Origin of the sequence: Echinicola arenosa, from assembly GCF_014841125.1 — a bacterium.
GTDB lineage: Bacteria > Bacteroidota > Bacteroidia > Cytophagales > Cyclobacteriaceae > Echinicola > Echinicola arenosa.
On the sequence record NZ_JACYTQ010000009.1, the window covers coordinates 96956 to 111285 of the forward strand.

General features: G+C 39.2%; 9 protein-coding genes. 7 read left to right on the forward strand and 2 right to left on the reverse strand.

The features are described from left to right. The first annotated feature begins 7 nt into the window (after positions 1-7). The 4 genes from IFO69_RS19465 to IFO69_RS19480 all read left to right on the forward strand — a co-directional run bounded on the left by IFO69_RS19465 (position 8) and on the right by IFO69_RS19480 (position 7418). Positions 8-1369 carry an NAD-dependent succinate-semialdehyde dehydrogenase gene (locus tag IFO69_RS19465; RefSeq protein WP_192011815.1) on the forward strand — a complete coding sequence of 454 codons (1362 nt, stop codon included), beginning with the start codon at positions 8-10 and terminating at the stop codon, positions 1367-1369. A gap of 95 nt (positions 1370-1464) precedes the next feature. After that, positions 1465-2445, forward strand: a complete 981-nt coding sequence (locus IFO69_RS19470) for a pyruvate dehydrogenase complex E1 component subunit beta (protein ID WP_192011816.1) — start codon at positions 1465-1467, stop codon at positions 2443-2445. A gap of 458 nt (positions 2446-2903) precedes the next feature. Next, a complete protein-coding gene (locus tag IFO69_RS19475; RefSeq protein WP_192011817.1) occupies positions 2904-5963 on the forward strand; it encodes a SusC/RagA family TonB-linked outer membrane protein in 3060 nt (1019 codons plus the stop codon). Positions 5964-5981: 18 nt separating this feature from the next. Further along, positions 5982-7418 (forward strand): RagB/SusD family nutrient uptake outer membrane protein, encoded by a 1437-nt coding sequence (locus IFO69_RS19480; RefSeq protein WP_192011818.1) that lies wholly within the window; start codon positions 5982-5984, stop codon positions 7416-7418. 78 nt (positions 7419-7496) lie between these two features. Here the strand turns inward: IFO69_RS19480 and IFO69_RS19485 are convergent, their stop codons facing one another. Then, positions 7497-9983 (reverse strand): TonB-dependent receptor, encoded by a 2487-nt coding sequence (locus IFO69_RS19485; protein WP_225444226.1) that lies wholly within the window; start codon positions 9981-9983, stop codon positions 7497-7499. 320 nt (positions 9984-10303) lie between these two features. Between IFO69_RS19485 and IFO69_RS19490 the strand changes: the two genes are divergently transcribed. From IFO69_RS19490 to IFO69_RS19500, 3 genes are all read left to right on the forward strand, one after another. Then, the gene (locus IFO69_RS19490; RefSeq protein ID WP_192011820.1) at positions 10304-11380 is read left to right on the forward strand and encodes a sensor histidine kinase; all 1077 of its coding nucleotides are present in this window, start codon (positions 10304-10306) and stop codon (positions 11378-11380) included. Continuing rightward, positions 11377-12114: a LytR/AlgR family response regulator transcription factor gene (locus IFO69_RS19495; RefSeq protein WP_192011821.1), complete on the forward strand. Its 738-nt coding sequence runs from the start codon at positions 11377-11379 to the stop codon at positions 12112-12114. The genes IFO69_RS19490 and IFO69_RS19495 overlap by 4 nt, the downstream gene beginning before the upstream one ends. Positions 12115-12214: 100 nt before the next feature. Beyond that, positions 12215-12691, forward strand: a complete 477-nt coding sequence (locus tag IFO69_RS19500; protein WP_192011822.1) for a nucleoside deaminase — start codon at positions 12215-12217, stop codon at positions 12689-12691. A gap of 25 nt (positions 12692-12716) precedes the next feature. On the opposite strand, the gene IFO69_RS19505 is transcribed toward IFO69_RS19500, so the two are convergent. Continuing rightward, entirely contained in the window at positions 12717-14276 is a 1560-nt protein-coding gene (locus IFO69_RS19505) for a hypothetical protein (RefSeq protein WP_192011823.1), read from the reverse strand. Positions 14277-14330: the final 54 nt, after the last annotated feature.

Here is a 14330-nt window from a genome sequence, read left to right on the forward strand (position 1 = left end):
ACAACATATGAAATCGATCAATCCTTACACGGGTACGCTTTTAAAAGAATTTCAAGAACATACAGACCAGGAAGTTGAAAAAGCCATCCAGCAAGGACAACAGGCCTACCTCAAATGGAGAAATATTCCCCTCTCTGAACGCTGCGAACTGATGAAAAAGGCAGGAAAGGTCCTGAGAAATAATCAAGATAAGTACGCTAAAATCATTAGCTTGGAAATGGGAAAGGTCATTACTGAGTCCAAAGCTGAAGTAGAAAAATGTGCATGGGTTTGTGAATACTACGCTGAAAAGGCTGATGAATTCCTGTCTGATGAGCCTATTGATCTTCCAGACCAGAAAAAGGCCAAAGTTGTCTATAACCCTTTGGGTGTAATTTTAGCCGTCATGCCTTGGAACTTCCCCTTTTGGCAGGTGTTCAGATTTGCGGCTCCTAATCTTACTGCTGGAAATACAGGCCTCTTAAAACACGCTTCCAATGTGCCCCAATGTGCCCTGGCCATTGAAGAAGTATTTACTGAAGCAGGTTTTCCTAAAAGTGTTTTTCAGACCTTATTGATCGGTTCTGATAAAGTAGAAAACGTCATTGACCATCCACATGTCAAAGCAGTCACCTTGACAGGAAGTGAAAAAGCTGGGCAAAAAATAGCTTCTCAAGCTGGAAAGCACATCAAGAAAACTGTATTGGAGCTTGGTGGTAGTGACCCTTTTATAGTACTCAAGGATGCTGATATTGAGGAAGCTGCCAAGGTGGCCGCCAAAGGGAGAATGATCAACTTTGGCCAAAGCTGTATTGCAGCCAAACGATTTATCATAGAAGGGCCTGTGTATGATGCGTTTATTGAAGCCTTTAAATCTCATATTGCATCCTACTCCCAGGGAGATCCTTTGGACGAAAATGCTGGATATGCCTGCATGGCTAGACCAGATTTAGCGGAAGAACTTTATAAACAAGTAAAGTCCTCCATTGATAAAGGAGCAGAAGTTATTTTAGAAGGTATGGAACCGGAGGAAGGAAAGGCTTTCTTCAAACCTTACATTCTTGGTAATTTAACTCCTGAAATGCCAGCCTACAAAGAGGAACTTTTTGGCCCAGTAGCTTCTGTGTTTAAGGTCAAAGATGAAAACGAAGCCATTTCTTTGGCAAACGATTCTGATTTTGGGCTTGGTTCCGCCCTTTGGACAAAAGACCCAGAAAAAGCGGATCGGCTTTCTAGGCAAATTGAATCTGGAGCAGTATTTATCAACTCCATGGTGGCTTCAAACCCACATTTACCATTTGGTGGGATAAAAAATTCCGGTTATGGCCGTGAGTTGGCAGAAAACGGTATCAAAGAATTCATGAATATCAAAACTGTCTACGTGGGATAAGAATGAATCTTTTCTAAATATCGGTTAATTCTTTAATGGACTTGGTAATTGAAGGATTACTTTCTATTTTTACGAGCGAAAATTTTGGCTAAAAAATGAGAATAATACAATTTAGAGAAGCATTAAGAGAGGCCATGTCTGAAGAAATGAGACGCGATAAGAACGTGTTTCTCATGGGAGAGGAAGTGGCTGAATACAATGGAGCCTACAAAGTAACCCAAGGCATGTTAGATGAATTTGGACCAGAAAGGGTTTATGACACCCCTATCTCAGAACTTGGCTTTGCCGGTTTGGGAGTTGGTGCCGGAATGAACGGTTTGAGACCGATCATTGAATTCATGACTTTCAATTTTTCTTTGGTGGCTATTGACCAAATCATCAATTCTGCTGCAAAGATGTATGCCATGTCGGGTGGTCAATACAATGTCCCTGTAGTCTTTAGAGGTCCAACTGGTAATGCAGGTCAACTGGGCGCTACCCACTCTTCTAACTTCGAAAATTGGTTTGCCAACACTCCTGGCCTTAAAGTAGTGGTTCCTAGCAACCCTTACGATGCCAAAGGACTTTTAAAAGCTGCGATCAGAGATGATGATCCAGTCATTTTTATGGAGTCTGAATTGATGTATTCTGACAAAGGAGAAGTTCCTGAAGGAGAATATTTACTTCCAATTGGAGTAGCAGACATCAAGAGAAAAGGCAGTGATGTAACCATCGTTTCTTTTGGTAAAATCATGAAAGTAGCTCTAGAAGCTGCTGAAGAATTGGCCAAAGATGGTATCGAAGCGGAAGTTATTGATTTGAGAACAGTAAGGCCAATTGATTATGCTACTGTATATGAGTCTGTGAAAAAGACCAATAGATGCGTGGTAGTAGAAGAAGCAAATCCAATTTCTTCTTTGGCTACTGATATCGCCTTCAATGTTCAGAAAAACATGTTTGATCATTTGGATGCTCCAGTATTAAGAGTAAACTCCATGGATATTCCTTTGAGCTACTCTCCTACTTATATCGAAGCAACCCTTCCAAACGTAAAAAGAACTATAGAAGCTGTAAAGCAAGTTACTTATACTAAATAAAACATAAGTTTTATAAAATGCATGAAGCGGGCGATGTTAGTACATCGTCCGCTTTTTTTTGATCAATTTTTCACCAGGCTCCCCCCCGTTCTACCTCCTACAATATTTTATTCAAAAAGGTAAACAAAAAATAATACAAAAGAATAATAAAGGGATTCAAAATCAACACCATATAATAAATCAATAAACGAAAGTTTAAAATTTTTATTTAATTTCTTTTGGTCAATTGACCTAGTTGTTATATATTAGTAGAAACATCACTAAAAATCAAAATAACCCCACAGAAGGTGTGCTTCTCCATAATCAATAAAATATTATGGAACAGGATGATTGTGTAACAGAACAATCACTTTATCAATATGGCAAGACCCCTAATGCCAATAACCCAAACTATTGATAAGTAAACACTTCCTTCCCAAGAATTGGAACTATTTAAACAGATCAATAAACAAACGCTTATGAAAAAACTATTTACACTCATTGCGTTCTTTGTGGTCAGCATTACATTCGCACAAAATGTAACGATCACAGGGACCGTAACTGATGGAGAATCAGGTGAGCCGTTACCAGGGGCAAATATTCTGGTAAAAGGACGAGCTTCAGGTACCATTACAGACATGGATGGAAAATACTCACTATCTGTATCTGAGGGTGCCACTTTGGTATTCAGCTTTATTGGATATACTTCACAAGAAGTAGCTGTGGGTAGCAAGAATGTAATAGATGTTGCATTAACAGGTTCCTCTTTGGATGAGGTTATCGTGGTAGGTTACGGTACCCAAAAGAAGAAAAATTTAACTGGCGCTGTAGGAACACTATCCAGTGAGGATATTGGTAGCCAAAGTGTTACCAGTGCAGCTAATGCCCTATCAGGTCGTGTTTCCGGGGTACAGCTGATCCAAGGGTCAGCTCAACCAGGTAATGATGCCCCTACCATCCAAATTAGAGGTATTGGTACTGTAAGAACTTCTGTAGATGGGCAGAATAGTGATTCAGCACCTTTGGTTTTGGTAGATGGAGTGCAATCTACGCTGAATGACGTTCATCCAAATGATATCGAAAGTTTTTCCGTATTGAAAGATGCTGCATCTGCGGCTATCTATGGTGCAAGAGCAGCAAACGGTGTGATCCTGGTAACAACCAAAAGAGGTAAATCTGGAAAACCAAAAGTATCGATCAATTCATACATTGCTTTCCAAAATGCCACCACTACACCTAGTATGCTGAGTTCATATGACTTTGCCCGTTTGAAAAACGAGGCACAGACCAATACTGGTAGACCAGAAGTATATACGCAAGAAGAACTAGACCTTTTCCTTAATGGAGGTGACACAAGATATTCAAGAACTGGTTTCTTTGATGAAGGGTATAGAACTGGTGCTCCATTACAAAACCACTATTTCTCAGTAACTGGCGGTACAGAATATGTCAAATATATGTTCTCTGCTGGATACCAAGACCAAGAAGGTGTGGTAATTGAAACCAACTCTAAAAGATACAATTTCAGGTCCAATGTGGATGTGAAGGTTTCTGATATGGTAAGAACTGGTTTCAATATTTCAGGTAGTTTGACAGATAGCAATGAACCGAATTACGGAGGACTCGGTGTAACTCAGTTTATCCGTGATATGATCAGAAAAGCACCACTTAACCCACTTCGATATGACAATGGTTATATTTCATCTGGCAATGTAGTATTAGCAGGAAGAACTGACGGTGCAATCCATCCAATTGGTTTAGCAACAGAAGGTGGTAATGACAACACCAAATATTATAGAGCTACGCCTAACCTTTATTTTGAGTTAGAGCCAGTGAAAGACATGGTTTTCCGCGCTAATGGCTCCGTGTACGTACAAGACAGAAAACAAAGCTTCTTTAGAAGCAAAATGACTGTATCCGATGGAGAAGGTATAACAACAGCAAACGGACTTGGTGAATACCGTGAAACAGACTTATTAAGTACTACATCAACTTTTGAGCTTACTGGCAGATATAACAAAACCCTTGGCAAGTCAACTTTAGGCGGAATGTTAGGATACACCAGTCAAGCCTACAGACAGGATTTTCTTTCTGCTTCTAACGAAGGTTACAATAATAGTTTGATTACAGAATTGGAAGGAGCTTCTTTGAATCCAAGTGTTACAGGAAACGCTAGTGAATGGGCATTGGAATCATTCTTTGGTCGTGTAAATTATGACTATGAAGGTAAATATTTGGCTGAATTCAATGTACGTTACGATGGTTCTTCTAGATTTGGAGAGAACAACCGATTCGGTACTTTCCCATCATTCTCTGTAGGCTGGAACATGGCCAAGGAAGACTTTATGTCAAGCCTAAAGGATGTTAACGAATTGAAATTGAGAGCCAGTTGGGGACAATTAGGAAACCAGAACATTGGTAACTATCCTAGTATCGCTACCATTAACCTAGACCAGCCTTACGTATTTGGGAATTCATTGGTAGGTGGAGCTGCAGCTAGGGCTTTGGCCAATCCAAATGTAAAATGGGAGACCACTCAAACTTCTGATATTGGTTTGGATGCCACTTTATTTAATTACAAACTTTCCCTTACTGCCGACTACTATGTAAGAAAGTCGCTTGATGTCTTGTTAAGCCCTCCAGTGGTAGCCACTTTGGGCAACCTTACTCCTCCTGTTCAAAACCAAGGAGAAGTAGAGAACCGTGGTTATGAATTTTCCTTGAACTATTATGGAAACATAGGCAGTGAATTCCAGTACTCTGTTTCTGGAAACTGGTCTCATAATGATAACAAAGTATTAAAACTAGACGAAGAATTCCTTTCAGCCAATAAAGTATTGACTAAAGAGGGGTACCCTATCAACTCATTCTATGGGCATGTGATTACTGGTATTTTCCAATCTGATGCTGAAGCTCAGGATGCAGAAACATTTGGAGCCCAGCCAGGAGGATCTTTAGTAAGTGCGGGTGACTATATCTATGAAGACACCAACGGTGATGGCGTGGTTAATTCTGATGACCGAGTAATCATAGGTAACCCTAATATCAGGAATACATTCGGTATGACCTTGACTGCTGATTATAAAGGCTTCAATTTCCGTGTATTGTTCCAAGGTGTATTGGGCAGGGATGTAGAAAATGGTGTTTATGGTACTGATGGCTTAAGAGACTATAGCAACCTAACTACTGCATTCTTGGACAGGTGGACGCCTGAAAACACAGACACGGACATTCCAAGAGTTGCCACTGGTTACAAATATAATAACTCGCTATTTGTTGGACCTGCCATTAGCTCTGCCATTGTAGATGCTTCTTACTTGAGAATGAAACATATTGAATTGGGTTATACTATACCAGTAGAAACTATTTCTAAGCTTGGCCTTTCCAATGCAAGGGTTTATGTATCCGGACAAAACCTTTTGACCTTCACCAAGTTTGTGGAGGGGTACGATCCTGAAGATGCGATGACTTTCAACAATGTCAATGACAGTTATCCGCAAGCTAAGTCCTTTACCATGGGTGTTAATCTTTCTTTCTAAATCTCAAAAGTGAAAATCATGAAAAAATATATTGCATTTATTCTGACTGCGCTTTGCTTGGGATGTGCTGATTTAGAACGTTATCCTCTTAATTCAATCGGTGCTCCCGAATTCTGGGCAACAAGTGATGATGCCACTTTAGGTATCAACGGTGTTTATAATGTCCTTGCTCATAATCATATGTACAGGGATTTTATGAGGCACTCTGACGCTTTGGCTGACAACGCCTACTCACAATATTCCTTCAACTATTACCTTGAAATCAGTGAAGGCAGAGGATTTGACGCTTCCAGTGTTTGGCCATGGAATTTTTGGAAGAAATCTTACGAAGGTATTGTAAGAGCCAATGAAGTGCTTCTTAATGTCCCTGAAATTACTATGGCCGAAAATACCAAAAACAGAATTTTAGGAGAAGCTAGCTTCTTAAGAGCATTATTTTACTTCCACTTGACCAATCTCTATGGAGATGTACCTTTGATCCTTAGCAAGCAAACTGTGGAGGAATCATTGGTTCCTAGAAACCCAAAAGCTGAGGTAGTGGCTCAAATCATTGCTGATCTTGATTTTGCGATCAATAACTTGCCACCATCTTATGGACCTTCTGACCTTGGTAGGGCGACAAAAGGAGCTGCTACTGCTTTGAAATCAAGAGTGTACCTATATAATAAACAGTATAGTGAAGCAATCCAAGCTGCCAATCAAGTCAAAGCTTTAGGATATGACCTATTACCTTCAGGAAGCTATAAAGATATGTTCTTGCCAGCTTTGGAAAACAATAGCACAGAATCCATCTTTGAAGTACAGTTTTTAGGTAAAACTGGTACTGGAGGAGTGGGAAGTGCATTCAATGCAAGTTCTGGAGCCATCCAGGCTTTTGGTGATGTACCTTACTCTCCCCTTCAGGAATTGGTAGATGTGTATGAGACAGGGGATATCAGAAAGGACATTACTGTTCTTCAGCCTGGACAAAGTTTTGCTGGAGAAGAATTTAACCCTATTAGATCTCAAACTGGATTTGCCTTGATCAAAGGTGTTATAGAAGATCCAACCATTACAGATGATGGTGACGCCAATTTCGTAGTAATCCGATATGCAGAGGTTCTATTGAATTTGGCAGAGGCTGAAAACGAATTGAATGGTCCTACTACCATTGCTTATGATGCCGTCAACCAAATCCGAAACAGGGCTGGATTGGATGATCTTCCTACCGGTTTGACTAAGGATCAATTGAGAACTGCCATCAAAAAAGAAAGAAGATTGGAACTTGCTTTTGAAGGCCACTACTATTTTGACATCCTAAGATACGGAGCATCTGACCTCCAAGCATCGATGGAAAATGTCACTAGTGTGACGGGGCATGAGAGAGTTTACGACCCTAAACTTTTGATGTGGCCAGTTCCACAAAATGAAATCAATATTGATGAAAACTTACTGCCTCAAAACACTGGCTGGTAAGCATCAAAAACTTTACAATAGAAAAAGCACATCGGAATCCAATGTGCTTTTTCTATTTAATTAACCCACATGATAATTTTATTGGGCTCCCATCATATTTCCTCCACCGCTATCACCTCCTTTGAGGTCCTCATTTTCAATGGATTTCTTTTTACGACGAGGTGCCACGCTCATTTTTCCAATTCTATAACTAAAATTGATTTTGAAATTCATATTACGCATGATGTTGGTGCTGTGCTGTGTAATGGTAGGTGAGATGATTTCACTTTTCATCTTAAATTCAGGAGTAAAGAAATTCTCCGCACCTAGACCAATACTTCCTCTTTTTTCTGCAAACTGCTTGTTGATATTCAAGCCATATATTCCAAAACCACTGTCATAACCTTGTAAATTGACTCTTCTCCCCCTTGCAAAAGTAAAAGCCTGTAAGACCCAGCTGTCGGTGATGTTGTAATTACCGAACATTCTTCCACTCACGACAAATCCTTCATTGGAAGCATTATAAAGTGGGTTTCCCACATTATTATCTATCATGGTATAGTAGGTATCTACTCCTCCATTGAACGACAGTTTATTGGATATATTAATATTGGCAAACAAGTTTAAACCTATTGACCTCTCACTACCTATATTCTCATAAGTGGTATAAATTACCCCATCATCTTGCACAGTTCTCAAAGGTTGGATAGAGCCATTGGTATTTCTAAAGAAAGATGAAATATTGATACTGGCTTCGTTTAGATAAGTACTATAGGACAATTCGTAATTGTCGGTATATTCTGGATCCAACAATGGATTACCTTGCGAAATCTGGGTTGGGTTTGAACTTTGAATATTTGGGTTCAAAAACTGAAGGGATGGTCTTTGAATTCTTCGGTTATAGGCCGCTTTAATCATATTTCCATTTTCAAGTTTTCGGCTCAAGTTCACGCTAGGTACCAAAACACCGTAGTTGGGTATATCACCGTCTACTTCCCCATTCTGAAAATCCGCATTGATGGTAGTGTATTCATACCTTGCCCCTGCCTTAATGGTATAATGCTTTAAGAAACCTTGTGTGAAAGACAAATACCCTGCAGTCACGTTTTGGTCATAATCAAAAACGTTGTTGTATTGGGCATTATCACTTTCCTGATATGCACCATCGGCTCCTTCAGCAGTGAAATAAGCATAATCACTGTTTACTCTTCTTAGAATATTTTTGGCACCATATTCCAGTATTTGGTTTTCACCGTCTCCCAATGGAGTCACGTAATCCACCTGAACGGTAAACTCTTGATTATTGCTTGCATTTTCATTCCTAATCCTAGACTCCACAGCCTCAAAATCCCCGTCCAACAGGGCTTGTACAAAGTCATTTGTTCGGTTATTTCGACTATAAAGGGTCATGATGCTGAACTCCTTTTGAGGCTTTTCAAAAGTCTTGGTATAGTTTAAGCTGATGTCCACCGTATTGGAAAGATCTTCTGTATTTACCCTTCTCATTAAAGCGCTCACCAATTCGTCATCCAAATAATTTTCTGTTAGTAAATTGTCCTGTTTGGCTTTTCGGTTAAACATCCCAAAGTTCACTGATGCTGCTAACCAATTGTACTTATCTATCTCATAATCGGCCCCGAAATTATACCTACCCATCAACATGTTGTTTCGGGTATCAGAACTTTGGGTAATATTGGAAATCGTGCCATCAGGATTGGTTACCACTTGGTTGTTCTCAAAACCTCCTTTGATATTGTAGCCTGTTCGTCCAAACCCTCCTAGGTTAAATCCCCATTTGCCTTTTCTGGCACTGGCATTCAAACCAAGGTTAGAACCTCTCATTCCCGCACTGGTGTTGATACTCAGCGAAGTTCCTTGTAGGTTGTTTTTCTTGGTCACAATATTGATCACCCCCCCAGAACCTTCTGCATCATACTTAGCAGATGGAGAAGTAATGACTTCTACAGACTTGATTTCATCGGCTGGAATTTGCTTTAAAGCATCCGCAATGCTGCTTGCAGACATTGTTGAAGGCTTGTTATCAATCAAGACCACCAAATTATTACTTCCTCTCATTGACACATTTCCATCCAAATCAACTGAAAGCATAGGTACTCTTCTCAATACATCTGTTGCATCACCACCTACTGTAGTTTTATCATTTTCGGCATTATAAATGGTTCTATCAACCTTTTCCGTAATCAGTTCCCTTTGTCCCTGAACGGTAACTTCCTCCAGAGAAACCGATTCCTCTTCCATGGTTAATTTCCCTAAATCCAACATCTTTTGGCCTTCCTTAACTGAAATTCCAGATTTGATATAAGGAGCAAAGCCCACAAAATTGATTTGTAACTTATAGGTTCCAGGAGTAAAGCCTGTAAGGTAGAATTTGCCTTCACCATCAGCAGCCGCCCCCACAATTTGCTTGTCTGTGGAAGCTTCCAGCAATTGAACTGTAGCGTAAGATACTGGTGTAGTAGCATCCCCTTCCACCACTGTTCCTACAATTTGGTACGTACTGGCACCTGACCGGGTGTTTTCCTGGGCCATAGCCACTTGACTACCATAAAGTAGCAAAAGGCTCATTGCACTTAAAATTTGAATAAAAGACTTCATTTATCACTTATTAGGTTTGAAAGTTCAATTTTGATTTGTGCACAAGTTGCTTGGACAAAATTCGAAACTAAAGTACCTTTTATATCAAACACTAAAAAAAGAGATAGATGGCTTGCCTTTCTTTATCGACCAATCCTTGATTTCGATAGACCATTTGTTTTTAAGGCTATTGAAATCAAATCCAAGGTCCCTAAGACCGAATCTGTAGGCAAAAACAGTGAATTGGCCGATTATACCTTCTTGTTTTGATAAGTTTGTTTTAAGTTTAGATTGGAAAACAAGCACATTGTATGAACAAGTCCCCATTTCTTCATAAAAACATCTCCATTCTTATCCATATCCTAGTTTGGGCGTTAATGGGTGCTTTTTTGTTTTTACTGGGGCCTTTGTCATGGAAAACCACCTTACCTGAAGAGTTTTGGTGGCGACAAATTATTTTTATGCTCGCTCTGGTTTGCCTGTTTTATTTCAACAAAGATTACCTGGTTCCCAAATTGCTATTCAACAAAAAGCTTAGCTTTTTTATTATCACCAGTGTTGGACTTTGTCTACTGATCATGTTTGTCATTGAATACTTTGAAAACAGTATTCACCTACCAGAATTGATGCACAAGGCATTCCATCCTGATGATGAAAAGCCATTTGTCCAAAAAGATGAATTCATCAATGTTTTCATTCTTTTGGTCTTGTTTCTTGGTTTGGGGATCAGCACAAGTGTGGCTGCTGTTCAAAAATGGCAAACGGATGAGGCACTCAGAAGACAATTGGACCAACAAAGAATTAACTCTGAGCTCTCCTATCTAAAAGCTCAAATCAACCCCCATTTCTTTTTCAACACCTTGAACAACATCTATTCATTAACCAACATAGATGTGGAAAGGGCCCGTATCGCCTTGCATAAGTTGTCAAGGATGATGCGCTACGTGCTTTATGAAACCGAAAAAGACCAAACCCTGCTCAGTAAGGAAATTGGTTTCATAAAGGACTTTATTGAGCTGATGAGACTTCGGATTTCTGATAAAGTACAAGTTCAGTTGGACATCCAAGAAAAAGTGGAAGATCGTGTCATCGCCCCCATGTTGCTTTTGCCATTTGTAGAAAATTGTTTCAAACACGGGATAAGTTCCAAACAGGAAAGTATCATCAATATTGCCATCAAAGTAGTTGAAAACACCCTGATTTTAGAAACCACCAATAAAATCATTCCTACCAATCCAAATAGTCCAGAATCACATCATAAGGGCATCGGCATGACCAATACACAAAGGCGACTATCCTTGCTTTATGCCCAAAGACATACCCTTCAGATCGATAGTGAAAATCCTGAAAAAGAATATCGTGTCATTTTAAAAATCAACCTCGCATGAAAATTAAGTGTATTGCTGTTGATGATGAACCTCTAGCTTTGGAAATGCTCTGTAGCTTTATCGAGCAAACCTCATTCTTATCCCTAGAGGCAAAATTCGAAAATGCCATTGATGCGTTGGCACATATCCACCGAAATGAAGTTGACCTGATCTTCTTGGACATTCAGATGCCCGACCTTTCGGGAATGGAGTTGGCCAGGGTATTGGAAAGTAATAAATACAGTTCGGACACAAGAATAATTTTTACCACAGCATATAACCAATTCGCCATTGAAGGATATAAAGTAGATGCTTTAGACTATCTTCTTAAGCCTTACAGCTATGAAGAATTCTTGAAGGCCAGCACAAAAGCATATCAGTACTTTGAAAAAAAGGCTCACACTATACCTACTTCCACTGAGGAAAAAAGCCAAAGTTATATCTTCCTCAAAGTAGAATACCAATTGGTAAAAGTTATGCTAAAAGACATCATTTATGTCGAAGGCTACAAAGACTATGTTAAGGTACACTTAGTTGGAAAATCTTCCCCTCTCCTTTCACTCACCAGCCTGAAAAACATGGAAGACTTACTACCAGAACAGCACTTTATGCGCATTCACAGATCCTATATCATTTCATTGGACCACATTGAATCCATCACAAGAAATACGGTCAATATGGGCAACACAACCATCGCTGTAAGTGACAATTACAAAGAGACTTTTCTCCAATTTGTCAATAAATGGATTGGCTAATGTTTACCCTATTTAATTGATTTTTGGGATTTCTTTTTTGATGAACTTATTTTAATTTAGTTGACTTTTAAATGGTTGTTTCAAATTCACAAAGTCAATTATGACAGATTTACAGAAGAACTTTATGGAAATGGCTATCAGTCTTTCGAGAAAAGGAATGATATCCGGACAAGGAGGTCCCTTTGGCTGCGTCATCGTAAAAGACGGTGTGGTTATCGGAAAAGGGAACAACCAAGTCCTGAGCACCAATGACCCCACAGCACATGCTGAAGTAGTCGCCATTCGGGGAGCCTGTAAGACCTTAAGAACCTTCCAATTGGAAGGCTGTGAAATTTATACTTCATGTGAACCTTGTCCCATGTGCCTTGGAGCTATCTATTGGGCAAGACCAAAAAAGGTATTTTATGCCAACACTAGAAAAGAAGCCGCTGATGCAGGTTTCGATGATGATTTTATCTATCAAGAGCTCCCAATCCCTCCTGCTGATCGGAAAATCCCCATGTACCATACACCGGAAACAGATGCACTTAAAGTCTTTGAGGAATGGAAAAACAATGAAGACAAAAAGGTGTATTGATGTAGCTTAAGATTCCATCTAGGTTTTACTTTTCCTTCACCATTCTTTGATGGTACTTCTCTTTGATTACCTCTTGAACAGGTCTCCCTTGAATTTTGCTGTCTAACCAAGAGATAATATCCAAGTAAAGAAATGCCCGTTTCTCATAAGGGTGATTTTCATATTGGATCAGGTTATCCCGAAGTTCAATAAATGCAGACTTCAATTGATAGTCATAAATCCTATTCAGGTTACGAATAAAGTTCATCATCTCCTGTTGTACCAAATGTAGGTCCTGCATCTTGATCAAAAAACGGTACACATTTTTTATCTGCTGATCAAGCTTATCATCTAAACCTTCCTCATAACTGGCTATGAGCTTCAAGATATGAGCAAAACATTGTAAATCCTCTCTTAGGCCATCTCCCGTATGATAAATCACTTCATCCAAATGTTTGATCGCATTCAAGTTGTCACCACTTCCAAAGTACAAACAGGCAATTTTATAGTGTAGCACAATCACATGATGTACATCCAATTTCGACCTAAGTGCTTTCATCTCTTTCAATAAGGACGGAATTACAGCATTGACTCCTGCTGTAAAATCACCAATCAAAAAATGGTAGTTGATACTATTGGAATAATAATACAGAAAAGTCAAGATCCTACAATTCTCATCCATCTTAAAGTCATCATTTTCCAGACTCTCCTTAAACTGTTCAAAGACTACCATAAAGCGTTCATACTGCTGCAGGTAAAACAAAGTATCCAACAGGTAATGGTAAGCTTTAAGATAATTTCCTGTGGCCACTTTCTTCATCTGAGGATGCTCCTGATACAAACTCACCCACTTTTGGGCAGCTCGGTAGCAAAGTGGAAAGTCTTGTAGAATATGATAAAACCAAACCTGAGCTTGATAGAGATATAGTTTCTCATAGAAATTCAACTCCTGAAGATCATATTCAGGCATGTTTTTAAGATAATATGCCTCCACCAATTTTCGGTCAAATTCGTCTTTTACATGCCCCACCTTGAGATAAAGCCCATACAGTTGCAAAGAAAGGTTACTCAAAGAATTCTTTTTCGACGCACTACTGATCAAGTGCTTAGCTTCATTGGCCAAAACCTCTGCCCGATCCCGCATACTCCGCGTAATATGCTGTGACTCAATGACCTTTTCCAACTCTACGATTCTCAACATAATGGTATCCAAAAAATACTTCTGTGCAATACCTTTTGCCTTGTCCAACAATTTCAAACTTTGGTTATACAAACCTTTGTTGTACAGTATTCTTGCAAAATCGATCTGCTCATTTAATTGAAGCTCCACATTTTGATCTGCATAAATCACCCTGAGACTGACCAAGATTTGCTTATACAAATGGGCTTTCATATTGGCCAGCTGCTTCTTGCTTACAGGAGCTTTTTTTAACAACATCTGCTCATCATAAGTCTCCATTTTATCCAAGGTATCAAATAGCTTGATGTACTTGGCATTTTCATTAGCTCCAAAGCGTTTTACATAAAGCTTGAACCCCCTCTTCTCAGATGCCGTCAATGACTTGATTAAAATAAATACAATATCTTTTTCACCGTTTGACTTCATACAATTTTTCAATATAATAAACTGATTTTCAATTAATTAAAATAAAAAAAATCG